Source organism: Sphingopyxis sp. OPL5 (assembly GCF_003797775.2).
GTDB lineage: Bacteria > Pseudomonadota > Alphaproteobacteria > Sphingomonadales > Sphingomonadaceae > Sphingopyxis.
Map to the genome: position 1 here is coordinate 1,800,605 of NZ_CP060725.1, position 25,293 is coordinate 1,825,897.

Sequence of the window (25,293 nt, forward strand, 5' to 3'; positions counted from 1 at the left end):
ATTGGCAGGGCCGCCGGGCGGCGGCATCGCCCTGAAGATTATTCGGGTTGCGGCCGGCCGCCGCCGTGGGGCATGCGCGTTCGACGCGCTTTGGAATGGACGCCGCAATGACCGCCAAGCATCAAATCCTGATCGTCGACGATCACGGCATCACGCGAAGCGGGCTGAAACTGCTGTTTGCGGCGCACGAACGTTATGCGGTGGTCGGCGCCCTCGATCGCGGCGCGCTGGTCAATGCCTTTGTCCAGTCGCAGCCCGTCGACCTCGTCATCCTCGACCTCAACCTGCCCGACGTCCGCGGCGTCAACGTGCTGGCCGAGATCGTCGGATCGCGCGACATGACGGTGATCGTCCTGACCGGCGAAACCCTGCTGGGCGAGATCGATTATGCGCTGAAGCTCGGCGCGCGCGCGGTGGTGAGCAAGGCCGATCCGCCCGACCAGATCGTCGCGGCGTGCGACGCGGCGCTCGCCGGCGACATTTTCATATCGGACCATATGCGCGAAGCGCTCGGCAAGTATCAGCAGCCGCCGGTCGCGCTGTCGTCGCGCCAGATGGCGATCCTCCACTATCTGGGACAGGGCGAGAGCAACAAGGAAATCGCCTACCGCCTGTCGATCGCGCAGCCGACCGTGTCGTTCCACATCGCCGAAGTGCGGCGCAAGCTCGACGTGCCGAACAACCGCAAGATCGTCGAGCGGGCGCTGGAACTAGGCCTGCTCTGACGCCCCGAACGCCGGGTGCGCGAGGAGTTCGCGGCACGGCGGCTTGATGATCGCCAGCCCGACCAGGTCGCCAAGGCGGCCGCGGGTCACCGTCGTGTCGTCATAGGTCAGCGCGGCGATCCTGTTGCGCGGCATCGCGGCGGCAGCCAGCCCGGCGTCGAAGGCCTGGCGCTGGTCGAAATCGAGGATGAGCCAATCGCGCAGCCCGGCCTGCAACGTCGCGGTCGAACAGGGGCTGACCGCGGCGAAGGCGCAGGGCAGGACGATGCGAAGCGCGGTCCCGGCCTCCGACGAGGCGACGATTTCGAGCGAGCCGCCCAAGCCGCCGATCAGCCGCTTTGCCGCGCGAAAGCCCGAACCGGTGCCGTGCATGCTCTCGTCGGCGCGCAGCCGGGCGGCGCCATCGCCGTTCAGCGCCGCGGCGATCGCGGCGGGCATTCCCCTGCCGCTGTCGGTGATGGCGATGACCGCGGCCGTATCGCGGCGTTCGACGACGACATGCGCGCCGCCCGTCTCGGTATATTGATACGCGTTGCCCAGGAGGTTGGCGAGCGCACGCATCAACAGCGGCTTGTCCGAGATCAGCTGGATGTCGCCGACGACGCGCGTTTCGAGCGACAGCCCCTTGTCGGCGAAGGGCGCCTTGAACATCATCTGCAGCGGTTCGACCAGCGCCCGCGCCTCGAAGGCGCCGAGCGCGAGGAAGCCCGTGTCGCTGCCGATGATGTTGGCGCCCGACATCGTCGTCGAGACGATCTCGCCCAGATAGGTCGCCGAACTTTCGAGCATGTCGGTGAGTTCGCGATGAACCCCGGCCTCGTCGCCGCGCCGGAGCACCTCGACCGCACTGTTGAGCGCCAGGATCACCTGCCGGCTGTCGTGCCCCGACGCGTGCAGCAAGGCGTTCTGGCTGTTCACCGTCGCAAGCGCGAAGGCCTTTTCCTCGGCCAGCCGCGCCGCGCGTTCGCTGATTTCGACCCGCTCGGCCAGCGAGCTGGCATAGTTGCGGTCGGCGGCGAGCTTGTCGTTCTGGATCTTCTTGAGATTGAGGCCGAGCGCGAGCGTCACCATGATCGATTCGAACAGCCCGACCGGCCCGGCGAGATGCCAGTTGATCGGCAGCCAGGCGAAGAGCCCCATCGAAGCGACGGCGCCATAGATGATGAAGACCGCGAGGCTGCCCCAGCCGACGAACAGCGGCCAGAGCTGGCGGCCGAGCTGCTGCATCGCGGCAAAGCCGACGAAGGGGAGGAACAGCGCGACCGAAATCGCGACCAGCCAGCCGCCGACGTGCAGCGACTGGCGAAACCCGGGTGGGTAGTACGCCAGCGCGGGCTGCAGCGCCATGATCAGCAGCGCCGCGCCGATCAGGATGCGCAGCGCGATGTCGCGGCGCGGGAAAAGCTGCGGCGTCCGGATAAAGCTGCGGCAGAACTGGGCCATCGCGGCGGCGAAGCCGCATTTGAAGAGATCCTCGATCGCGACCCCGACCAGCGGGCGGTCGGCGAGGAAGAAGATGGTGATATAGCCTTCCGAATGCACGGTGTTGAGCGCGAAAAAGCCCTGCGCGACCGCGAGCCAGATGAACTCGCGATGCCCGGTGATCGAGAAGAAGAGGAAGTTCAGCAGGACCAGCGCGACGACACCGGACACCACGCCCGAAACCATCGCGACGTTCGCGCGCCGCTCATCGAAGAAGGTCCCGTAGCTGCTGATCTTGAGCGGAAGATAGGTCGAATTTTCCGACAGGAAATCGATGACGAGAAGCTTTTCCTGCCCCGGATCGAGCACGAATTCGGTGCTGAACGCCTGATAGGTTCGTAGATTTTGGCTCGCCGCCTCGGCATTCGATCCGTCGACGAGGAGCGTGAGCCGGCCGCCCGACATTTCGTACAGGCGGAAATAGGTGAGCGACCCGCGTCCGGTGCTGAAAATCCAGCTGCCCTGATGGTCGCCGACGTTGCGGACCTTGACCATCACCAGCGTCTTGCGGCCGGGCGGTCCGAAATGGATCGTCGATCCGGTGACGCGCGCGAGCGGTTCGGCGAGCACGCTCGCCGCATCGATCGTGGCGGGATGCGCGGCCCCGGTCTTGTAGCGAACATAGCGCGCGAGCGCGGGCACCTCTTCGCCGGTGCGAAGCTCCACCGTCGGCATGGCCCCCGCCGCAGCCGCCGCCCGGGTGGGCGACAGCAAGGCCAACAGCACAAGCGCGATGATCGCGATCCAGTGTTTCGTCGGCATGTCGCAAGACCAGTCGCGCGCTGACCGGGTAAAGTCAATTTTCACGGCGAACGAAGGCCGCGGCGCCGACACCGCGCGGCGGGTGAAGGCCCGTCGCGCCGCGCGGTGTCGAAAACCGGCCGGCCGGCAAGACCATATCCTAGGCGCTGACCACCTCGACCAGCGTCGCCCCGTCCTCGCACGAACGGAACCGGAAACCGCGTCCGACAAAGCGCGCGACGAGCGCCGCCGCGGTCAGCGTGTGCTGACTCACTTTCACCGTCGAAAACACGCCGTCCCCCGCCAGCGCGAACGGGAGCAGAAGCTGGTCCTGCAGATAGGGTCCCGCAAAGGCGTCGCAGGCGAGATAGCCGCCCATCCGCCGCGCGGCGGTCTTGGCAAGCCGCTCGGCCGGAACCCCAATCTTTCCGAATGCCGACATCACTTCGGTCACATGCTCGAACGCCGCCTCGAGGATCAGGGCATTCCCCGGCCCCTGCTCGGCGGGAAGCTGTCGGGTGGCGAAGGCGTCCTGCGGCCAGTCGGCCAGCGTCTTGGCCGCGGTCTTGAGTTCGCGATCGCCGACGTCGAACGGAATGCCAGCAAGGATCGCGGTCGCGCCGACGCGGCGCAAGTCGCCGCGCGCCAGGCACGCGATCGGGCGCAGCGGCGCCGGCACGATGTCGACCTCGATCCGCCCGCCGCCGCGCGGGAAAAAGCCGTGCCGCACCAGCCGCGCCGACACCGTCGGGCCCATGCGGTTGATGACCGGCAGCAACGTGCGCTCGAGAAATTCGAACGGCGGCGCCGCCATCGCATGCGTTCCGCCCTCGATCACGAGGCGCGACGGTGCATCGGCGAGCATCAGCGGCACCAGGATCGTCTGGAGGACCAGCCCGGTGCTGCCCGCGGTGCCCACCGCGAAATGATAGTCGCCCGGCGTCACCCGGCCGGGACGAAAGGACAGGCTGTTCGATCCCACGGCCAGCCCGGTGCATTCGGCGCCGCCGATCACGCACGCGGCCTCGATCGCGGTCACATGCTGGCGCATCAACCCCGGCTTCTCGCGCCCGCCGCGAATATTCTCGATCGTGAAGGGCGTGCCCGTGAGCAACGCGAGCGCACACGCATAGCGCAGCACCTGCCCCCCGCCTTCGCCTTCCGATCCGTCGATGATGATCATGTGTCTTCTACCAATTCCAGAAACAGGTCGTTCGCCTCCGCCGCGAAGGCTTCGCTTGTCGGGCGCGCCGGCACCTCGTCCGCACGCCCCAGTTCGTCGGCGATCAGCGCGTCGATCTCGGGCAAGCGCGCGATAGGTCCGGCCTCGCGCGTATCCGCCTTCATCGCCACCAGCCGCTCGATCTCGCCCGCCAGCGAAGCGGGAAGGTCGGCCTCGGCCATCAATTGCTGCAATTGCATCGGCGGCCGGCGCGACGGATCGCGCCGCAGCACGCGGATCGCCAGCGCCGGACGCAGCGCATAGAAATAGCGCTTCACCGCGACCTCGCTCTCGTCCTGCAGCCAGCGCGCGATCGCCGTACGCCCGAGTTTCGCATAGTGCAGCGCGAAGCCGTTGGGATCGAAATGCCGATCTTTCAGTTCCGCCATGCGCGCGACGAAGGGGTCGGGGTCGCGATACTCGATCGGCGATCCGATCCATTCGGACAGGACCGAATTGTTGCGCAGCATCAGCCCCAGCGCCTTGCGGATGTCCCAGCCGTTGAGGTCGATCTCGTCGACGATCTCCCGCTCGATCACGTCGCGTACCGGGCTGAGCGCCAGATAGTCGCGGCGCGGCCGGACATAGAGGAAGCGCACGTCATAATCGCTGTCGGGCGACGGAAAGCCCCAGGCGCGCGACCCCGATTCGATCGCGAGCAACAGGCGCACGCCATCCTCCGCCTCGACGGCGGACAGGCGGTTTTCGATGTCTTGCCGGATGGCGGGTTCGATGCTCATCGTTCTTCTTCTATCCAGTTCGTCTTCGCCGGATCGGGCACGAACAAATGCGGTGTCCAGCAATCGGTGCGCAGCGTGCCCACCTCCCTCCCACACCGACAGGCTTGGTTAAGGCCGTTGCAGCCTGCAAGCCCGCAGCATCCGCCAAGACGGTCTCCGTTGCGCGTTTCACGCACGGCTTCGGTCAAATCGTCCGGATTCAGCCAATATTGCGGCACGAATTCGAGCAGCGCTGGCCGGCGAGCAAAGGACCGTTCGATCGGTTCCCAGCTTTTGTACGCGATCCCGCGCGCGATAAGCGGCTTGCCGGGCTCCTGCTCGGGCGCAACGACGCCGGGCTCCTTGCTCGACACGAGCGTCAGCGCGGGCGTCAGGCGCGCCTTGCAGGCGCCGCAGCACAAGATCTTGTTCACGGTCTCCCCCCCCGGACGGCGGCGTGAAGGGGGTCACCCCTTCACGCACACCACCTGCTTCAGCGTATGGACGATCTCGACGAGGTCGGCCTGCGCCGCCATCACCGCCTCGATCGGTTTGTACGCCTTGGGCGTTTCGTCGATCACGCCTTCGTCCTTGCGGCATTCGACCCCCGCGGTGTCGGCGATATGCTCGTCGAGCGTGACGAGCTTCTTCGCCGCGGTGCGGCTCATGACGCGGCCCGCGCCATGGCTGCAGCTATCGAACGACTCCGGATTGCCCAGCCCGCGCACGATGAACGATTTCGCGCCCATCGAACCCGGGATGATCCCCATCGTGCCTTTCGCCGCGCGCACGGCACCTTTTCTGGTGACGAGGACATTCTCGCCGAAGTGATTCTCGCGCGTCACATAATTGTGATGGCAGTTCACCGCTTCGGCTTCGGCCTCGAAGGGCTTGGCGATCTGGCGCCGCAGCGCCGCGATCACATTCGCCATCATCATCCGCCGGTTCAGCGCCGCAAAGTCCTGCGCCCAGCCCACCGCCTCGACATAATCGTCGAAATGGTCGGTCCCTTCCGGGAAGTACGCCAGATCTTCGTCGGGCAGGTTGATGAACCATTTGCGCATGTCCTTCTTCGCCAGTTCGATGAAGTAGGTGCCGATCGCATTGCCGACGCCGCGCGACCCCGAATGGAGCATCACCCACACCCGCGCCTCGGTATCGAGGCACAGCTCGATGAAATGGTTTCCCGTCCCGAGCGTCCCCAGATGCGTGAGGTTGTTGGTGTTCTTCAGCCGCGGATGCTTGGCGACGATATGGCCGAAACGCTCGGCGAGCGTCGCCCAGGCGTCGACGATCGCCGCCGGCGGATCACCCCACGAACCGGTGTCGCGCTTGCCGCGCCCGACCGACCGGCCGTGCGGCACCGCCGCCTCGATCGCGCTGCGGATGCCCTCGAGCGTGTCGGGCAGGTCGTGCGCCATCAGCGTGGTGCGCGCCGCCATCATGCCGCAGCCGATGTCGACCCCGACCGCCGCCGGAATGACCGCGCCCTTGGTCGGGATCACCGATCCGACGGTCGCGCCGATGCCGACGTGGACGTCGGGCATCGCCGCGACATGCTTGAACACGAACGGCATCTGCGCCGCCTTGCGAAGCTGCGCGCGCGCCATGTCCTCGACGGGCACGCCGCGGGTCCACATCTTGACCGGGCGTCCGCCCTCGACGTTCAGCACTTCATAAGTCGTCTGGGTCATGGCTGACCTCCTTCTTTCATCATCTTCATGGTGCCGGCGACGAGGCGTGGCGAGACATTTTTCCTGAGCTACTCCGGCAAGCCGGGGGCGGACTTGAACCGCCGACCTTCCACCCTGGGGTGGACGCTCTGACCCTGTAGTCCCGCCGGCATTCGCCGACTTGTTCGAGGTGCTGGCGACGAGGATCTGGTGAGACATTCAAGCCAGCGCGTGAGCAAAGCCCCGCCAACTGGCCCCTCTTGGAATGTAGTCCCACCGGCATTCGCCAGCGTGAAGTGGGTGCCGACGGCGAGGGATTGGACGAGACATTGCCCCGCATGGGGCACCGTTGGAAGGTGTAGTCCCGTCCGGCATCCGCCGGCCGATAAGGATCTCGCAGCGACGAGAGATGGTGAGACGCGGCCCTTAAGCTACATGGCAAGGCGGGATTCGAACCCGCATCTCCCAGAGGCCTTGCGGGTCCGGGCGCTTTACTCGTCGGGCCTTCATGGTGCCGATGTAGTCCCACCGGCATTCGCTGCGATCTCCCTATCGAAATAGGTTGCGGGTCACGGCGACGAGAATCGGAAAAGACACGCCCGAAGGCTGATGCTCTACCTGGCTGAGCTACTGTCCGTTACCGGACAGGCGGGATTCGAACCCGCGACAGTCTGTAGTCCTTCCCGGCATTCGCCGTGATGTTCATGATGGGTCGTGGCGACGAGGATCGGCAAGACATTCTCGCCAGACGGGGGTCGAACCCGCTCGCAAGGATTGCTCCCTACGCATCCCCGATGGATCAAGCGCCTTGGAATGTAGTCCTGCCTGCATTCGCCACGACCTGTTTCATACCTCCGTTTCGTTGACGATCTCGACCCAGTCGCGCGTTTCGCCGGAAGCGAAGCGGGCCATCGCGTCAAAGACCGCGTCGGTGAAGCCACCGACATTCATGATGTCCTGCCGGTCCTTCGCCTGCGTGGTGCCATAGGGCTGGATGTCGATGCAGATCAGCTTCGCGCCCGGGTTGCGGGCCTTCAGCTTGTTCCACTCGATCATCGTCGCCGTGGCGCCGCGCCGGGTCGGGTCGATCCAGCTTTCGTTGTCGGACACGATCACCACCGTATCGACCTTCGCCCGCTCGGCATTCAGCCGGGCAAGCGGGGCCGACACATTGGTGCCGCCGCCGCCGATCGCCGCCAGCCGTGCCGCGTTGACCGCGACCCGCGCCTTGGGATCAAGCGCCATGCCGACGACATCGACATCGAACGGCATCACCCGCGCCCGGCGGTTGGTACGCAGCACCGCCGCCGCGACCAGCGCCGCGATGTCGATGCAGCGGACGACCGAGGTCGCCCCCTTGCGGTATCCGGTCGCCGCCGAACTCATCGAGCCCGAGACGTCCGGACAGACCACGACATGGCCCGCCAGCACCGGAACCGTCGCGAGCGACAGCTCGAGCGCCTCTTCGAGCGCCGCCTGGACACGCAGCGGAACCGCCTCGCCGACCTGGCCCATCGCGACCATCAGCTGATACGGCGCCGGGCGAACCCGGGCGATCGTATCGGCATCGGCCAGCCGCGACGCAACCTTGGCGGTCGCCCCCTTCACGTCGAACGCGCCGTTGCGCGCCAGCGTGTTGAGGTTCATGCGCAGCGCCTGCCAGCCCATGCGGCCCGCAAGCTCGGCCCACTGACCGGCGGTCAGCGGAAAGGCGGTCAGCCATTCGAACGGCACCGGCGGCAACGCCCCTTTGGGGTCGCGCTTCCAGGCTTCGAACGCCGCGATCTCCGCCGGCAGCGCCGCGACATCATAGGGCTTGCCGATCAGCCAGCCGTAAAAGGCGCGGCGGTCGGCCGAAGCCGGCGCCGGATGGACTATGCGGACGATGTCGGCGAGGCTCGGGTCGTTACCCGTCGCCGCCGCCATCAACTGCGGCATCGAGGCCTTTTCCAGCCATTCGCGGACGAGCCGCTTCGGTCGCGAACCGAGCGAACGGCGGCCGACCTGGCCCGAACGCATGATCTGCACGAAGTTGCGCAACATGCGGCCATTGTCGATGACGCGGCCGAACACCGGGACCGCAAGGTCGGGATCGGCGACCGTCAGGTAAGCGGCGAGCAGCGCCGGCATATCCTTCATCGCGCCCGACTTGCGGGCATAGACCGCGGCCTTGGCGACGAAATCGGGCGACACCGCGCGCGCCGCCGACAGGACGTCGGCGAGCTGCGCGTCGGCGCCCGAATAGAAACCGTCCGACAGCGTGCCCGTTGCGGCAAGCTGCGCGAGCTTGGCCTCGGGGCCATAGGCATAGGCGGCCCCGCCGGCCTCGTTCACCGCGTCGGTGCGCGGCAGGAAGCGGGAGAATGCCGCCGAAAAGAGGGTCTTGTTGGCCATCGTCCAACTCCTTCGAAATCTTGTCGGAGCCTGGGGGCGGCCGGCCCATTCCGGCCGCCCCTTGCTCCGCTGCTGCCGGGGACGTGAACCCGACGCCAACAGAATTGCAGGAGGCGTGCCAAATGCGCGGCAGACGAGAAATATTCTCTCAAATATATGATTTTAAGCAATAATAAAAATTGGCGCTGCAAAGGCCAACATAGTGCACAATCGCAAATTCGATGATCTTGTATCGCCTCTTATAAATTTGTATAAATCCATCCATGAAGCCCGTCACCGTCATCGGATTCCTCGGCTCGACCCTCGACGCCGCCAAGTTCGGCCCCTCGCGCTGGAACAAGTGGCGCCCGACGGTCAGCATCTGCATGCAGGAGGATCTGCGCGTCGACCGCTTCATCCTGCTCCACGGCAGCTACCACCGCCGCCTCGCCGAGTTCGTCATGGACGACATCCGCGACGTCTCGCCCGAAACCGAAGTCGTGCCGCACCTGCTCGACTTCGACGACGCCTGGGATTTCGAGGAGGTCTATGGCAAGCTGCTCGACTTCGCGCGCGACTTTCCCTTCGATCCCGACACGCACGACTATCTGGTCCACATCACCACCGGCACGCATGTCGCGCAGATCTGCCTCTTCCTGCTCAGCGAGGCACGCTACCTGCCCGGCCGCCTGCTCCAGACCCAGCCGCAGCGCGGCGCGCCGCAGCCGGTCGGGACATGGAACGCCATCGACCTCGACCTGTCGCGTTATGATTCGATCGCGACGCGCTTCGCCGAGGCGAGCGCCGAGAGCACGAGTTTCCTGAAAAGCGGCATAGAAACGCGCAACCCCGCCTTCAACCGGATGATCGAGGAGATCGAACAGGTCGCGGTGCGCAGCCACGCGCCGATCCTCCTGATGGGGCCGACCGGCGCGGGCAAGAGCCAGCTCGCGCGCAAGATCTACGAACTCAAGAAGCTGCGCCATCAGGTCAGCGGGCCGTTCGTCGAGGTCAATTGCGCGACGCTCAAGGGCGACAGCGCGATGTCGGCGCTGTTCGGCCACCGCAAGGGCGCCTTCACCGGCGCCGCGCAGGATCGCCCCGGCCTGCTCAGGAGCGCCGACGAGGGGCTGCTCTTCCTCGACGAGATCGGCGAACTCGGCCTCGACGAACAGGCGATGATCCTGCGCGCGATCGAGGAAGGGCGCTTCCTCCCCGTCGGCGCCGACAGCGAGGCGAAAAGCGACTTCCAGCTGATCGCGGGCACCAACCGCGACCTCGTCGGCGAGGTCGCAGCGGGCCGCTTTCGCGACGACCTGTTCGCGCGCCTCAACCTCTGGACCTTCGCGCTGCCCGGCCTCGCCGACCGGCGCGAGGATATCGCCCCCAATCTCGACTATGAACTCGAACGCTTTGCGCAGCGCGAGGGCTCGCGCGTCACCTTCAACAAGGAGGCGCGCGATCGCTATCTCGCCTTCGCCGAGAGCGCGGCGGCGAAATGGCAGGGCAATTTCCGCGACCTCGCCGCCAGCGTCACCCGCATGGCGACGCTCAGCGATACCGGACGGATCGACCGCGACGCGGTGGGGTTCGAAATCGCGCGGCTCGGCGCGACCTGGAGCGCCGAAACGCCGCCGGGCGACAGTCTCGCCCGGATCCTGACCCGCGAAGAGCTCGCCGCGATCGATCCGTTCGACCGCGTCCAGCTCGCCTTCGTCGTCGAAGCGTGCCGCGGCGCCCGATCGCTGTCCGACGCCGGACGCACCTTGTTCGCGGTCTCGCGGGAACAGCGGACCAGCACCAACGACGCCGACCGGCTGCGCAAATATCTGGCGCGCTTCGATCTGGACTGGGCGGCGGTTCGGTCGCCCGCCGCGTAATGAGGCCGGGGACGCCGCATGAGCCGGCAAAGGAAGATGGTCTCAAACAGCTTGCACAATGCGATGGGACTCCTACATTCATCCTATCGTCAACAAGCGAAAGGAGGTGGTCGAATGTCTCATTGTCACACGCCGCATGCGGCAGAATTGAGCACGACCTTCCCCGCGGGGGTCCAGCTCGGCTAAGCTGTCCGCGACAGGCAAGACAATGGAAGGGCTGCTCCGGACGGAGCAGCCCTTTGTTGTTGGGGCGACTCGTCGAACGCGATAGGCGCGGCTTTGCGACGATGCGCCCGGGACCCGCACCCGGTCGACCAACAGGAAGGATATGGCCTCAGCCGCATGACACCGCCCGATGACACCCCGCCCGAAAAGACGCTGGAAGCGCTCGGCTGGAGGCCCTGGTTCGCCGAGCAGGTCACGCCCGAGGAGGCCGGGCTTTGCCTTCCGGTGCGGGTCATGGCCGTCCACCGCGGCAAGATCGCCGTCGCGGGCGCGGGGTTCCGGTGCTTTGTCTCGCCCTATATTCCCGGCGCCGGCCCAATGGACGATCATCCGACGGTCGGCGACTGGCTGCTCGTCGATCGCGCCACGATGCTTCCGGTGCGTGTCCTTGGCCGACAGAATCTGTTCAAGCGCCGCGCGCCCGGCGACCCGCGCAAGGAGCAGATGATCGCCGCCAATGTCGACACGCTGTTCATCACCGCCTCGTGCAACCAGGATTTCAGCGTCGCCCGGCTCGAACGCTATCTCGTGCTGGCGCGCGAGGTCGGCGTCGCCCCGGTGGTGGTGCTCACCAAGACCGACCTGACCGACACCCCGGAGACCTTCGCGGCGGCGGCGCGCGCGATCGAACCGGGATTGCGCGTCGAAACCGTCGATGGCCGCAACCCGGCCAGCGTCGCCAGGCTTGCATCCTGGTGCGGCAAGGGCGAAACCGTCGCGCTGCTCGGGTCCTCGGGCGTCGGAAAATCGACGCTCGTCAACACGTTGCGGGGGTCCGACAGCATCGCCACCCAGGCGATCCGCGCCGCCGACGGTACCGGGCGCCACACGACCACGGTGCGCGAAATGCACCGGCTCGACCAGGGCGGCTGGCTGCTCGACACCCCCGGCATGCGCGAACTGCAACTGGCCGACGCGGCCGCCGGGATATCGGAAGTGTTCGACGACTTCATCCTCGCCGCACAGGATTGCCGCTTCTCGAACTGCGCCCATGGCGTCGAACCCGGCTGTGCCGTCCGGGCCGCGATTGCCGAGGGCACGCTGAGCGCCGAGCGTTTCGAGCGCTGGCGCAAGCTGGCGAACGAGGAGCGCGACAATGCCGCGCATCCCGCAAAGCCGCGCCGATAGCGGGCTTCGGTCGGCGCTTCCTCTCGCGAACCGCTAACCCTTCAATCCCGAAATCTGCAGCACAGCCGGCCTAGCCCTGCTCGAGCGAACCGATCTGCCCATCGAGCGCCGCGATCACCAGCGCGGTGTAGTCGGCCTTTCCCGCCGTGCGGGCGATGACGGGCAGTCCCGACAGGAAACCCGTCAAGCTCGATATCATCAGCACCGCTCGCACCTGCGCCTCGGTTTCGGTCAGCCGTCCGCCCGTCGCCCGCACGATCAGGTCGGTGGCGAGCTCGATGCCCGGGCGCCACAGTTCGGCATAGAGAATCTCGAAGGCGGGGCCCGGACTCGCAATCTCGCGCTGGACGAACAGCGACGGGTTCTGCGCGCCCGGCGTCGAAAGGAGGAAGCGGGCCAGCGCCGCGAACAGCCGCTTGAGCAGGGTGCGCGCCGCATCGGGGGGCAGCGCTTCCTGCAACGCGGCATAGGATGTCAGCGCCACCGCGCCCATGCCTTCGCGATAGCGCGCGACGATCGCGTGGGCGCAGGCGAGATAGAGGCCGCGCTTGTTCCCGAAATAATAGGTCAGCGCCGGCAGGTTGACGCCGGCTTCCTTGGCGATCTGCCGCGTCGTGACGCTGGCGAAGCCGCTGTTTCCAAACGCGGCGAGCGCCACGGCGAGGATGCGCGTCCGCGTCTCCTCGCCCTTGCGATAGCCGTCGGAGGCGGTGCGGAGCGGTGCGACCGGGGTTGCGGGGCGGGTCATGGGCGGGTCTCATCCGTTTCGCTTGAATTTATATCATTTGATATATATGATCCTCGCCATCTCGTCGAGAGGGAGACGGACATTGATGACACGCGCGGCGCTCGACACTCTGTGGGCCAGGGTCGAATCCCAGCGGGACCATGTGCCCGCGATGTATGGGAAGGTCGATTTCCGCGCCGTTCCCGAACGTTTCACCGCGACGCCGGGCGACCCGACCGCGCTCTCGGGGAAATATGATCGCGACCGCGATGCACTGCTCGCCGATCCCGACCGGATCGAGTTCATCCGCGCCTATACGATGATAGGCGATGCGACCGCCGACGCCTATGCCGCGCTGATGCGCGAACATGGCTTTCGCGCGCTCGTCGACATGCTCACCCGCGCCTGCGACGAGGGTATCGAGCATGTGCCCGATGCGCCGCCCGAACTGGTCGCCTTCATCCGCGACATGGAGCGGGTTCCCGACTGGCTCGACATGAAGCTGGTCGAGGAGGGGGCGCGGATCGACCGTAATTCGGCCGCCAATTTCGGCCCGTTCATCATTCGCGGCGCCTTCATCGCGACCTTTATGAACAAATATGCCGCCTTGCCGATGGCGATCACCGGCACGCTGTCGCAACAGACGGCGGCGCGGCGCGTCAAGGATACGGCCACCTTTTTCACCACCTCGCTGTTGCCGGGCGCGCTGGAACGCTTTGGCCCCGGCTTCAAGGCGGCGGCGATGGTGCGGCTGATGCATTCGATGGTGCGCGCCAATGTCCTGCGGCGCCCGAAGGACTGGGACATGGAGGTCTATGGCATTCCGATCCCGCAGGTCGACCAGATGCCGGCGGGCCTGATCTCGGTCTTCCTGCTGTCGTACAAGATGATCGAGGAGGGGCGTCACGAATTCACCCCGGCCGAGCGGGCAACGGTCGAACTGGCACGCTATCGCTGCTTCCTGCTCGGCCTGCCCGAAGAACTGCTCGCCGACACGCCGCAGGGGATCGTCGACCTGATGAACGCGCGGAGCGGTACGCTGCGCAGCGGCTATGACGACAAGACATGCGGCGAACTGCTGCGCGCGACGATGGCGGCGGACCTGCGCCCCGACGATTCGCTTGGCGCCCGAATCCACGAAACCTTCGAACGCGCCTTTGCCAAGCTGTTCTTCGTCAAGAGCTTCATGGGCGGCGACAAGGCGAAGGCGGCCTCGATCGGCGTCGATCTCACCGCCGGGGATGTCGCGCTGGCGGCGGTCGCGGGGCTGTTCATCTATGCACGGGTCCGGCTTTACGCGCTCGCGGCGCATATTCCGGGGCTGCGCGGGGTGGCCGACCGGCGACTGATCGCGAAGCTGAAGACGCAGCTCGCCAGCTATGGCCATGCCGATTTCACCACCGACGCGGCGCAATATCGCCCGTCGGCGACGCCGGTCCCCGCCGAATGATTGGGGGCGCCCGGTCGAGGCGCCCCCCTATTCACACTGCCGGGATGAAGGCGTCCATCGTCCGCACCGCGTCGCTGTCGAGCGGGCGGATGCCGAGGTCGGCGCGAACGCGCTCGATCGGATCGGCGATGCGCTGGTGCCAGGGAACCGCGATCAGTTCTTTCGTCGCGCGGCCGTGGCGCCAGCCGTCGAAGGTCACCGTCAGCAGCATGTCGATCAGCGCCGGCATGTCGACCGCCGCCTTGGTCGCCACCGTGGCGAGGAAGCGCGTCGAATAATTCTGGCCGAACTGTGCCATCTGAAAGCCCGAGATCGCGACCTCACCCGCCGGGGTGAAACCATAGCCGCCGACCAGATGCCAGACGTCGTGGAGTTGCAGGATGCGACGGTTGGTGCGGTTCTGCGCCGGATAGTCGCCCGGCAGGACCACGGTGTCGGCATCGATCACTTCGATATCATAGCCGTTGGCGTTCAGCATCGACAACAAGTCGTGCGCCAAGCTGTCGGTCGCGTGTCGCTCCAGATCGGCGGTGGTGAGGCGCACCTCGGGCTGGGCGATCAGTTCGTGGACGCTGTCGAATTCGAGCAGCGCCGCCTCGCAGGCATCGATCATCCGCTGATCATAATGATTGCCGAGCGCGACGACCGCGAGCGTCAGGTCGAGTTCGCCGTCGCCGGGGGATCGCGGCCGGGCGATGATGTCCCAGAAACCGTCCCACAGCGGGCGCGGCAATGCGACGCGCGGCTTGCCATCGGTCAGCCAGGGCAGCGCGTCCGATATCCGTTCGGCGCGCGCGGCGGGATCGCTGGTCGCGGCGGTGGCCTCGGCAATGGCATCGAAGATCGGCACCTGCGCGACCGGATCGACGAACGCCGCCGTCGTCATCAGCGCCGCGAGGCCCAGCGCCGGCTCCTCCGCCAGCGGGGGCCGGGCCGTTTCGACCCATCGTTCAAAATCGTTGCGCATCGACATGTCGATCATGGCTGCCAGCCCTCCATTTTCCGTTGATCCGGAGTTTATCCTATAAACATAGAATGATCAACTTATATAGCTGGCGCTTCGCGCGGCAATGACTATAAGCGGCCCATGGACGAACCATCCAAAGTCAGTTTCCCACGGCGCACCGCGGCGAAGGCCCGGACGCGCCAGCGCATCGAGGAAGCCGCAAGACGCCTGTTCGTCACGCTCGGTTATGCCGACGCGACGATGGCCGCGATCGCCGAGGCGGCCGATATCCACATCACCACCCTGTTCACCCATTTCGCCTCGAAGCGCGATCTGGCCGCCGCGATCGCGGTCACCGCGGGCACGCGGTTCGAGGCGGTCGTCGCGACGCAGCGGGCGCAGGGCGTGCCGGTGTTGACCTTCTGGCGCAACCAGGTGGTAAGGCTCGCGCACGCCTACGAACGCGACGGCGATGGCCAGATCAACCTCGGCCGCGCGCTCGCCGGCGAACCCGAACTGCTGCCGGTGTGGTACGGGCATCAGCGGCTCCAGATCGACCTGATGACCGACTATATCGCCGACGAACTCGGCATCGACCCCGGGCAGGATCGCCGCGCGCAAATGGCGGCCGCGATGCTTGTCGCGGGCGGCAGGATGGCGTTCGACGCCTGGATCGAAAGCGGCCGCGCCGGCGATCTGGTCGCCGAGAATGAACGGCTGCTCGATGCGGCCGAAGCCTTGCTCGCCGGCGGGCTGCCACTGACCCGGCGCGACGGCATCTGACGCGACTGTCCGACGACGAACCACGCGGTCATTCGGCGGCGGCTTCGCCCAGCCGCCGGATATTCTCCATGTGGCGCGACCGGCTGATCGGATAATAGGCAAGGCAGATGATCGCGATCGTGGTCGCGACCGACAGCGTGACGATATAGATGGTCGCCAGCCCCGAAAGCGCGTCGGCGTCGACCTGGCCGGGCTGGGCATTGTCGGGGAAACCGACGAAGGCCAGCAGCAGCCCCGCGAGCATGATCCCCATGCCCGATATCGCCTTGTTGACCATGGTGGCGGCGGAAAACAGCAGGCCTTCGGAACGGCGCCCGGTCTCGAGCTGGATTTGGTCGGTCACGTCGGCGACCATCGACACCGCCAATATGCCGCCGGCGATCGTCGTCATCATATAAAAGGCGAATTGGCCCATCAGCAGCCACAGCAGCAGCGGGTCGCCATTGCACGGAAACAGACCGGCGAGGCGCAGCGCCAGCGGCAATACGCTCGACACCAGCCCTAGCCCGAACATCAGCATCGCCGCGGGCTTCTTGCCGAAGCGCGCCGACAGCGGCAGCACGACGACGAAGGCGAGCAGGATGCCGACAACCGCGGTCGACGCGACGGTGGCGATCTGGCTGGCGCTGAGTTCCCAGAAATAGGTCGAGAAATAGACCGACAGCGACAGGCTGAGCCCCGACGCCACCGCAAAGAACAGGCTGGCGAGCAGGATCGAGATATAGGCCGGATGCACCAGCACCCCCAGCATTTCGCGCAGCATCCGTCCGATCGGAACCTTGACGGCTGGCGGCGGCGGCGGGCGTTTCAGCACCTCCTTCTGCGTCCCCAGCGACGAGATCAGCACCGACAGCATCATGATCGCCGCCGCCACCCAGGCATAGGTGACATAACCGCCGGCGTTGAGGTGACCGACCGGCTGCGCCGCCGTCGGTTGCAGGAAATAGCCGAAGGTCACGACCGTCATCGCGATGCCGCCGCACACGCCGAAGAAAAAGCGCGCCGCGACCAGCTTGGTGCGCTCGTCATAGTCGCTGGTGAATTCGGCGAGCAGCGCGGTCGACGGAATTTCATACAGGCTGATCGAAAAGCGCACGAGGATCGCGGTGGCGACGAGCCACGCGAACTGCGCCCCCCGCGCCATCTCGGGCGGCATCCAGAGCAGCAGGTAGAAGAGCGCGATGGGCAGCGCTGCCGCATACATGAAGGGGTGCCGCCGCCCCCAGCGGGTGCGGACATTGTCCGAATATTGTCCCAGCAGCGGATCGAACAGCGCATCGGCGATCATCGCGATCATGATCGCCGATCCGACCCAGGCCGCCGGAAGCCCGACGACCTGGTTGTAGAACAGCATCAACAGCGCGTTGAAACCATGATCCTTGATCCCGAAGGCGATCGTGCCCGACCCATAGAGCAGCCGCGTCTTCAGCGGCAGCGTATCGGCAGGGCGTGCGTCGATCTTTCCCACGCGGGCGGCTTACCGGAACCGGAATTCGAGCTGGAGGCCATAGGTTCGCGGCGGCGTGAACGAATAGGATTGCGCGACCGCCAGCGTCGGCGATGAGGCGAGCAAATTGCCCTGCGCGCTGTCATAGCCCTTGCTGTCGAATATATTCTTGACGAAGGCGATCACCCGATACCGGTCGCCGCTGCCGGTCCAGATCGCGCGCAGATCGACCTGATCCCACCCGGGCATCCGGTTGTACGGGCGGTTGAAGATGTTGCTATAGGCCGAACTGCGCAGCACATAATTGCCCGACAGCGACAAGGTGCCCGGCTCGAAGTCGATGCTGTACATCGCATTGAGCGCCAGCTTGTGGCGCGGCGTGTCGGACAATCGGGCGCCGGCGACGCTTTGCGGTTGCTGGCCATTGACCGCCGGACCCGACGGCTGCGCGCCAGGTTGCACCGCCAGCGGATCCTGTCCGTCGACGAAGCAGCACCCGCTGTCGATCCGCGAATTTCCATAACCATAGTTGAACGACAGCTGCAGCGGATCGGCCGGCTGCCAGGCAAGCTCGATCTCGGCGCCATAGCTTTGCGAGCTTTTGAGGTTGAAGAATTGGGTAAGCTGCGCGCCGCCGGGCTGCGACACCGTCAGCGGCACCTGAAGCCCCTGATAGTCGTAATAGAAGCCGGCGAGATTGACGCGCAGCCGCCGTCCGATCGAATATTTATAGCCCGCCTCGAACGCGTCGACATGCTCGGCGCCGGTCTGCGGCAGCACCGAAATGCCCCCGGCGTTGAACCCGCCCGACTTGTAGCCGCGGCTGTAGCGGAGGAAGGCGAGCTGGTCGTCGCTGGGCTGCCATTCGACCGCAACGGTTCCGGTTACCGCATTCCAGCTGTTCGCGAGGCCGCGCCGCGCGATCCCCGTCGCGGGGTCGATCGTCACCGCCGACGCGACGCCCGGCGCGGCCAGCGTCGAGATTTGCGACGCCGTGATGTCGAGCGCCGGGGTCGCCGAGCCGTAAAGATCGGGCGAGAAACCGCCGCAGCCGAAACAGAGGAGGCGGAAAAATTCGTCGCCGCTCTTCTTGTCATGGGTGTAGCGCAGCCCCGCCGTCACGCGCAGCGCGTCGGTGAAGCGATAGTCGACCTGGCCAAAGACCGCCGACGATTTGGTGGTCAGCGTCGAGGCGGCATAGACGAAATCGCCCAGCGGGTTGGCGGGGCCATTCACGGGCGCGCGCAGCTGGAGTTGGTTGGGGGCGTTGAAATGCGATTCCTGCGCCAGCGTCTCCTGATAATAATAGACCCCGGCCACCCATTGCAGCGGCCCGTCGGTGTTCGACGTCAGGTTAAGTTCGCCGCTGCCGAAGCTCTTGTCGTTGTGCAGGTTGAGCTGCGTCGACGGGAACGCGGTGAGCGGTCCGCAACCGGGAATGAAGGCACAGATGCCGCCGCCGGGAGCGAGCGGGAAGGCGTAGGAAATCACGCTGGTCCCGTCGAGCTCGTATGTGTTGTCGATGCGATATTGCTGATAGCCGCCGAGCAGGCGGACGTCGAAGGTCGGCAGCGACCATTTGATGTCGCCGGTCGCCCCGAAATTGCCGCGCATGCGCTCGGTCTGCGTCGTGTCGGCGCTGAACCGCCGGATGTTGGTCGCGCCGGGTGGCACGGGATCGGGATCGAGCGCAACGACCCCCGGGATCAGGTAACCAAAGGCCGCGCCCGGCGTGATCGCCCCGGTCGGATAGGGCGCGAAATCATAGCCGCCGATGCGGTTGAGCGGGCGCGGATTGAGGTCGGTACGGCCCGAGAAGACCTTCGCCCAGGCGGTGACGTCGGGTCCGAGATCGGCCTCCAGCTGCAGTTCGACATAACGGCGCTCGCCGCGGCCGCCCTCGCTGACCCCGCCGGCTTCGTTCTTGAAATAGCCGCGTTCCTGTTTCGAGTATCCGCCCGCCAGCCGCGTGCGCAGCCCCTTGGTCAGCGATCCCGACGCCGACGCTTCGATCGTGTAGAAGCCATAATTGCCCACCGTGCCGCGCAGGTCGGCGCTGAAGTCCTCGGTCGGCCGCTTGGAGATCGCGTTGATCGCGCCGCCGATCGAATTGCGGCCATAGAGCGTGCCCTGCGGGCCGCGCAGCACCTCGATGCGATCGATGAAGAAATCGGAGGCCGCGATCGAGGTGGTCGAGGCGTCGTAAATGCCGTCGGTATAGGTCGAAACCCCCGGATCGCTGCCGTTGGTGTTGGTCTGGCGCCCGATACCGCGGATGAAGACGCGGTCGTTGCCCGCCGAATAGCTCAGCCCCGGGGTGAAGTTGGCGAAATCCTGCAACGTGTTGATGCCGGCGAGTTGGCGGGCATCGGATGTGTAGGCCGATATGGCGAGCGGCACCTCTTGCAGATTGGCGGTGCGCTTTTCCGCCGTGACGACGATCTCGGCCAGACCGGAGCCATCCTCCACGGCCGTTGGCGGATTCTCCGCCGCCGCCTGCGTCTGTGCCACAGCCGGCATCGCCACGAATGCGACGCCCGCAAACATCCAGGATATATTTCGCATACCACGCCTCTCCCGCCGCCAGCGATCCTGCTGGTCGATTATTGGCGCGACGGGACCGCTGATGCGGCCCCCCGCTATGTACGGCGAATGCCGGTTCGGCATCCCCCCGGGCCATTGTTAGAGGTGTTTTATATATTAGTCTATAATCATATATCGAACATATATGGTCTGGCGAGAGAGGTGGTGGGTTCAGCCTGCGCGCGCGGATTTCCGCGCCCTTCCGATAGCACCCTATCCCTTTGGCAAGACGGGACGCGATCGCCCGAGCGATTTCGGGTTTCGCTCACATCGCAAATATGGAATATATTTTTCTACTATCATAGAATCAACTGAGCCGGACCGCCCGCGCGCGGATCGGCGAACGCCATCGCCGCGAAAAGGCGAGGCAGGTGGGAGAAGCAGGATGGATGGATTTCGCCGAACGGATCGGGGCCTGTCTGGTCGCACAGGCGCGAGCGTATGCGACGCCCGCGGAGGCCGCACCTGATGGCCTCGACCGATCATGCGCTGGCCGAACTCAACGCGCGCCCCGTCCCCGACTGGTATCACGACGCGAAGTTCGGGATTTTTATCCACTGGGGCGCCTTCGCCATCCCCGGTTTCGCGCCCCGCCTCGGCTCGATCGGCGAAGCCTTCGCCAAGGATTATGACCGCGCGGTCGCGATGGTCCCCTATACCGAATGGTATTGTAACGCGATCAAGGTGCCCGGAACGCCTTCGGCCGAATTCCACCGAACGCATTATGGCGATGCGCCCTATGAGGATTTTAAGCAGCCGTTCGAGGCGGGACTCAAGCATTGGGATCCCGCCGCCTGGGCCGAGGCGTTTCGCGATGCCGGCGCGCGCTACGTCGTGCTCGTCACCAAGCATCACGACGGGCTTTGCCTGTGGCCCAGCGGGGTCGCGAACCGGCACCAGGCGGGCTGGACCACCGAACGCGACATCGTCGGCGAACTCGCCGCCGCGGTGCGCGCCGCCGGGTTGCGCTTCGGGGTCTATTATTCGGGCGGGATCGACTGGACCTTCAACCGGCGGCCGCTGCGCACGCTCGGCGACTTCATCGCCTCGACGCCCGGCGGCGACTATCCCGCCTATGCGATGGCGCAGGTGCGCGAACTGATCGACCGTTACGAACCGTCGGTGCTGTGGAACGACATCAGCTGGCCGACGCGGCCCGGGCCGCTGTACCGGCTGTTCGCCGACTATTATCGCGCGGTTCCCGAAGGCGTGGTCAACGATCGCTGGGTGGCGACCAGCCTCCAGCGCGACCTGCTCAAGATTCCGCTGGTGCGGCGCTATCTCGACCGCAAGCTCAAGGCCGCGGTCGGCCGGCAGAGCGGCGAGGAATCCAAGGGCATCATCCCGCCCGAAATTCCGCACAGCGATTTCCGGACCCCCGAATATGCCGCCTTCGCCGAAATCCAGGTCAAGAAGTGGGAAGCGACGCGCGGCATGAGCCACAGCTTCGGCTTCAACCGCAACGACGACGAGGCCGATTACGCCGGCGCCGATACGCTGATCCATGACTTCATCGATGCCGTATCGCGCAACGGCAACCTGCTGCTCAACGTCGGCCCGCGCGCGACCGATGCCGCGATCCCCGACGAACAGCTTCGCCGGTTGAGGCAATTCGGCGCATGGCTGCGCGCGAACGGCGACGCCATCTATGGCACCCGGCCGTGGACACGATCGGATGGCGAGACCGAATGCGGGCTGGCTGTGCGCTTCACCGCTACGCCGGAGCGCGTGAATCTGATCGTCAAGGGACCGGTGGCGTCGACCCGGCTGGTGATCCGGAACCTGCCCCTGTCGGGCGAGGCTGTTCGCCTGGACGATGGCAGCCCCGTCACGCTCGAGCCGCGCGGACCCGATCTGCTGCTGACCTTCGCCGGCCCTTGCGTCGACACGGTCGCGACGACCGTTGCCGTCGCGACATAGTCCCAGGCCATCGACGCGTTGGTCGCCTCCGTCCCCTTGCCGCCTCAAGCGCTGCGGATGACCGCTTCCTGTCACGCGGCGGAGGGCATCCGCCAGCCTGTCAGGCTGGCGTCAGCCAGACCGTCCTAGACCCGTCGCCGGTCCTTGCAGGGCCGGCATTTTCTTTGGCGCGACGTTCGCGCCGCTGCCCATCCCCGGGCACCGACCTTCATGGCGGACCGACTGGCATGCCCGACGGTCCGCCATCATTTTCATAATATATATAACGACTTAACTGTCATTTTCCTTTCCTCCGACAGCTTGCCGACAGGAAAGGCTGCCAGCGTGATGCCGCTCGCGACCGTGTGACACGGCGCGCTATCGTTGGAAGAGGAGTGATGGAAATGCGGACATTCACGCGGCGCACGGCAATGCTGACCGGTGCGATGATGAGCCTGATGCTGGTGGCGGGCTGTTCGGGCGGCAAGGATGCCGCCGACACGAAGGCCGAGCCGGCCAGCGTCGAAGTCGACAGCGGCCCCGCCTATGCGCTGATCACCCAGCCGGTGGGCAAGACGGCGCCCGCCGACTATGTCGCGCAACTGTCGGCGGCAAAAAAGGCCGGTGCAACCGTGTTGCTGCTCCGCTCGAAGCCGAGCGTCGAGGGGCCGGAGGGCTTCGCCAGCCTCGCGGTCGTCACCTTCCCCGACGGCAGCGCCTATGACGCCTGGTCAAAGGATGCCGCGGCCAAGCTCGGCAAGGATTTGCTACTCCGCCGCGCCGACCTGCTCGTCGATGCGCGCGCCAAAACGGCCGATCCGAAGGCCGCCTATGTCGTCAGCCATTATGAGGCGCTGGTCCCCGCCGACGCCTACACCGGCTACACCAAGGCCTATATCAGCCCGAACATGGACGGGCAGAAGGCCGGCGGCGTGATGACCGGCTACGCCATGTATTATGAGCGCGAGCCCGTTCCCGGCGTCAAGGGCAACCGCACGATCCTCGTGAAGCAATATGTCGACGAAGCCGCCTTCGGAAAGAGCGAGGCGATCAAGGAAAAGAACAAGCTCGAACTGCTCAAGAACCCCGAGTGGAAAAAGATCAACGACACCAAGGAGACGATCCGCAAGGATATCTCGGGCACCCTCGCCCTTCCCGAAACGGTCGACTGACCGGGGCGGATGCGCGCCGTCTGGGGAGGCGGCGCGCATCCCCTCACCCTCCGCCGAGGCCTGTGCGACACCCGCTACTCCGCCCCGGTTGGCGGCTCCCCGCCATCGCAGGCGACATCTCAGGAGCGCGCGGCCGCCCGGCCACCAAAGTCGAGCGGCGCCGAATATGCGGCACGATTGACGGGTTACTGACAGTTTCGCATCCTACCAGCCGGCCATGGTTGCGATTGCAACCATCGGAAAGCGGAAAGCGAGGAACTATGCAGGTCGGCGCGCTCATCGTGATTGCGGCGTTCCTGACCTCCATTCTCTCGGGCATTTTCGGCATGGCGGGCGGCCTGATCTTCATGGGCCTGCTCGCCTGGCTGCTGCCGGTGACGGTCGCGCTGGCGCTCCACGGCCTGATCCAGTTCGCTTCCAACCTGTGGCGCGTCGTGCTGCACCGCCGGCATGTCGTCTGGCCGGTGCTGCTGTGGTTCGGGATCGGCGCGGTCGCGGCGATCGGCGTCTTCTCGCTCGTCATTTTCACGCCGACGAAATTCTATGTCTTCCTGGGGCTCGGCCTGTTGCCGGTCCTCGTCTGGTTGCCCGAACGCTGGATGCCGCTCGACGCGACCCGTCGCGTCCATGCCGTCGGCGGGGGCTTCGTCTCGACCGGGCTGTCGCTCGTTTCGGGCGTGTCGGGTCCGGTCACCGACCTCCTCTTCATCAACACCCGGTTGAACCGGTATCAGGTCGTCGCGACCAAGGCGGTGATGCAGGCGATCGGCCATGCGTCGAAGGTCATCGTCTATGGCGGCGTGCTGCTCGGCGTCGCGGCGCGCGAGGCGATCCCCCTGCCCGTCTCCGCGCTCGCGATCCTCGCGTCGATGGCGGGCATCATGGTCGGCGGCGTGATTCTCGACCGGATCAGCGACGCGCATTTCCGCGCCGGCCGGCGCTGGATCGTCACGATCGTCGGCGCGACCTTCCTGATCCAGGCGGCGCAGATCGCCTTGGCCTGACAGCGGGGTGACAGGCCGCCCCGGTAAAATGGACCGAAACCAAAATGGGAGACGGTCTATGAAATTTCGCATATCCATGGCGCTTGCGGGCGTCGCGGCGATCGCTGCACCGGCGTTCGCCGCCGAGCCGATCTACACGCTCGAAAAAGCGGTCACGCTGCCCAGCAGCGACAGCGACTGGGACTATATCAAGCTCGAACCGCACAGCCCGCGCCTGTTCATCGCGCGCCGCAAGGACGGGCTGACGGTGTTCGACATCAAGACGCAAAAGGTCGTCGGCCAGGTCGAAAACTCGGTCGGCGCCAACGGCCCGCTGCTGCTGCCGCAGTTCAACCGCGGTTATGTCGCGATGACCGACGGCTCGCTGCTCAGCTTCGAACTCAAATCGCTGAAGGTGCTGGATCGCATCCCGCTCGCTAAGGACGGCGGGCTCAACGGCGTCGTCTATGATGCCGCGACCAAGCGCATCCACGCCGTCGTCGGCTCGCGCCAGGCCGAGTCGGCCTGGTTCACGCTCGATGCGGCGACGGGCAAATTGCTGTCGACCAAGGTCTTCCCGTTCAAGAAGATGGACGACCCCTCGCCCGACGGCAAAGGCCATCTCTTTGCTCCCGCGCGCTACGACAAGATATTGATGCAGCTCGATTCGGCGACGCTCGCCGAACAGGCACGCTGGAACGTCGATTGCGAACAGGTCGTCGCGGTCGAATATCAGGCGCACACCGACCGCATCCTGATCGGCTGCCGCGGCGACAAGCCGGTGTTCCTCGCGCTCGACGCCAGGACCGGCGCCGAAGTCGCACGCGTGCCGATCGGCAAGGGCATCGACGGCATGGGGGTCGACGAGGTGCGCCACCGCATCGTCACGACCAATGGCGGCGACAGCTCGATGACCGTGATCGAACAGGCGGGGCCCGACAGTTACAAGCTGCTCGGCAATATCCAGACCCGCCCGCAGGCGCGCGTGATGCAGCTCGACGAGGCCAGCGGCCGGGTGTTCACCGTCACCGCCGACGCGACCTTTGCCGCCCCCGACGCCAAGGGCGTCGCGGCGCCGACCTTTCATCCGAACAGCTTTGTCGTGATGACCTACAAGCCCGACGGCACACGCTGA

Annotated in this window: 19 protein-coding genes; 9 read left to right on the plus strand and 10 right to left on the minus strand. The window is 66.0% G+C overall.

The features are described from left to right. Nucleotides 1-107 precede the first annotated feature (107 nt). Nucleotides 108-725, plus strand: coding sequence for a response regulator (locus tag EEB18_RS08655; protein WP_056344588.1), 618 nt, complete (start codon nt 108-110; stop codon nt 723-725). Here the strand turns inward: EEB18_RS08655 and EEB18_RS08660 are convergent. The 6 genes from EEB18_RS08660 to EEB18_RS08685 form a co-directional block, all read right to left on the minus strand. Next, nucleotides 711-2,969 carry a sensor histidine kinase gene (locus tag EEB18_RS08660; protein ID WP_187142132.1) on the minus strand — a complete coding sequence of 753 codons (2,259 nt, stop codon included), beginning with the start codon at nt 2,967-2,969 and terminating at the stop codon, nt 711-713. The two genes, EEB18_RS08655 and EEB18_RS08660, sit on opposite strands and share 15 nt — an antisense overlap. A 139-nt stretch (nt 2,970-3,108) precedes the next feature. Continuing rightward, nucleotides 3,109-4,131: an RNA 3'-terminal phosphate cyclase gene (gene rtcA, locus EEB18_RS08665; RefSeq protein WP_187142133.1), complete on the minus strand. Its 1,023-nt coding sequence runs from the start codon at nt 4,129-4,131 to the stop codon at nt 3,109-3,111. Then, nucleotides 4,128-4,910: a nucleotidyltransferase domain-containing protein gene (locus tag EEB18_RS08670; RefSeq protein WP_187142134.1), complete on the minus strand. Its 783-nt coding sequence runs from the start codon at nt 4,908-4,910 to the stop codon at nt 4,128-4,130. The genes rtcA and EEB18_RS08670 overlap by 4 nt, the downstream gene beginning before the upstream one ends. Beyond that, nucleotides 4,907-5,323 (minus strand): hypothetical protein, encoded by a 417-nt coding sequence (locus EEB18_RS08675; RefSeq protein ID WP_187142135.1) that lies wholly within the window; start codon nt 5,321-5,323, stop codon nt 4,907-4,909. Before EEB18_RS08675 ends, EEB18_RS08670 begins: the two co-directional genes overlap by 4 nt. Nucleotides 5,324-5,356: 33 nt before the next feature. After that, nucleotides 5,357-6,583 carry an RtcB family protein gene (locus EEB18_RS08680; protein ID WP_056344598.1) on the minus strand — a complete coding sequence of 409 codons (1,227 nt, stop codon included), beginning with the start codon at nt 6,581-6,583 and terminating at the stop codon, nt 5,357-5,359. A gap of 825 nt (nt 6,584-7,408) precedes the next feature. Further along, nucleotides 7,409-8,956: a vWA domain-containing protein gene (locus tag EEB18_RS08685; protein ID WP_187142136.1), complete on the minus strand. Its 1,548-nt coding sequence runs from the start codon at nt 8,954-8,956 to the stop codon at nt 7,409-7,411. Between the two features lie 263 nt (nt 8,957-9,219). On the opposite strand from EEB18_RS08685, the gene rtcR reads away from it, so the two are divergent. Beyond that, nucleotides 9,220-10,815 carry an RNA repair transcriptional activator RtcR gene (gene rtcR, locus EEB18_RS08690; protein WP_187142137.1) on the plus strand — a complete coding sequence of 532 codons (1,596 nt, stop codon included), beginning with the start codon at nt 9,220-9,222 and terminating at the stop codon, nt 10,813-10,815. Between the two features lie 342 nt (nt 10,816-11,157). After that, the gene (gene rsgA, locus EEB18_RS08695; protein ID WP_187142138.1) at nt 11,158-12,168 is read left to right on the plus strand and encodes a ribosome small subunit-dependent GTPase A; all 1,011 of its coding nucleotides are present in this window, start codon (nt 11,158-11,160) and stop codon (nt 12,166-12,168) included. 70 nt (nt 12,169-12,238) lie between these two features. On the opposite strand, the gene EEB18_RS08700 is transcribed toward rsgA, so the two are convergent. Further along, nucleotides 12,239-12,916, minus strand: a complete 678-nt coding sequence (locus EEB18_RS08700; RefSeq protein ID WP_187142142.1) for a CerR family C-terminal domain-containing protein — start codon at nt 12,914-12,916, stop codon at nt 12,239-12,241. Between the two features lie 85 nt (nt 12,917-13,001). Between EEB18_RS08700 and EEB18_RS08705 the strand changes: the two genes are divergently transcribed. Next, entirely contained in the window at nt 13,002-14,345 is a 1,344-nt protein-coding gene (locus EEB18_RS08705; protein WP_187141984.1) for an oxygenase MpaB family protein, read from the plus strand. A 31-nt stretch (nt 14,346-14,376) separates the two neighbouring features. Here the strand turns inward: EEB18_RS08705 and EEB18_RS08710 are convergent, their stop codons facing one another. Further along, nucleotides 14,377-15,327, minus strand: a complete 951-nt coding sequence (locus EEB18_RS08710; RefSeq protein WP_056344610.1) for a Coq4 family protein — start codon at nt 15,325-15,327, stop codon at nt 14,377-14,379. A 105-nt stretch (nt 15,328-15,432) separates the two neighbouring features. On the opposite strand from EEB18_RS08710, the gene EEB18_RS08715 reads away from it, so the two are divergent. Then, complete coding sequence (locus EEB18_RS08715) at nt 15,433-16,074, plus strand: TetR/AcrR family transcriptional regulator (RefSeq protein WP_187141953.1); 642 nt, start codon at nt 15,433-15,435, stop codon at nt 16,072-16,074. Nucleotides 16,075-16,102: 28 nt separating this feature from the next. Here the strand turns inward: EEB18_RS08715 and EEB18_RS08720 are convergent, their stop codons facing one another. Beyond that, entirely contained in the window at nt 16,103-17,542 is a 1,440-nt protein-coding gene (locus tag EEB18_RS08720; RefSeq protein ID WP_187141954.1) for an MFS transporter, read from the minus strand. 9 nt (nt 17,543-17,551) lie between these two features. After that, nucleotides 17,552-20,032: a TonB-dependent receptor gene (locus tag EEB18_RS08725; RefSeq protein WP_187669101.1), complete on the minus strand. Its 2,481-nt coding sequence runs from the start codon at nt 20,030-20,032 to the stop codon at nt 17,552-17,554. A 540-nt stretch (nt 20,033-20,572) separates the two neighbouring features. Here EEB18_RS08725 and EEB18_RS08730 point away from each other — a divergent pair. The 4 genes from EEB18_RS08730 (at nt 20,573) to EEB18_RS08745 (ending at nt 25,293) form a co-directional block, all read left to right on the plus strand. After that, nucleotides 20,573-22,024, plus strand: a complete 1,452-nt coding sequence (locus tag EEB18_RS08730) for an alpha-L-fucosidase (RefSeq protein ID WP_187141956.1) — start codon at nt 20,573-20,575, stop codon at nt 22,022-22,024. Nucleotides 22,025-22,407: 383 nt separating this feature from the next. After that, nucleotides 22,408-23,175: a hypothetical protein gene (locus EEB18_RS08735; RefSeq protein ID WP_187141957.1), complete on the plus strand. Its 768-nt coding sequence runs from the start codon at nt 22,408-22,410 to the stop codon at nt 23,173-23,175. A 260-nt stretch (nt 23,176-23,435) separates the two neighbouring features. Then, entirely contained in the window at nt 23,436-24,179 is a 744-nt protein-coding gene (locus tag EEB18_RS08740) for a sulfite exporter TauE/SafE family protein (RefSeq protein WP_187141958.1), read from the plus strand. Between the two features lie 58 nt (nt 24,180-24,237). Beyond that, entirely contained in the window at nt 24,238-25,293 is a 1,056-nt protein-coding gene (locus EEB18_RS08745) for a YncE family protein (protein ID WP_187141959.1), read from the plus strand.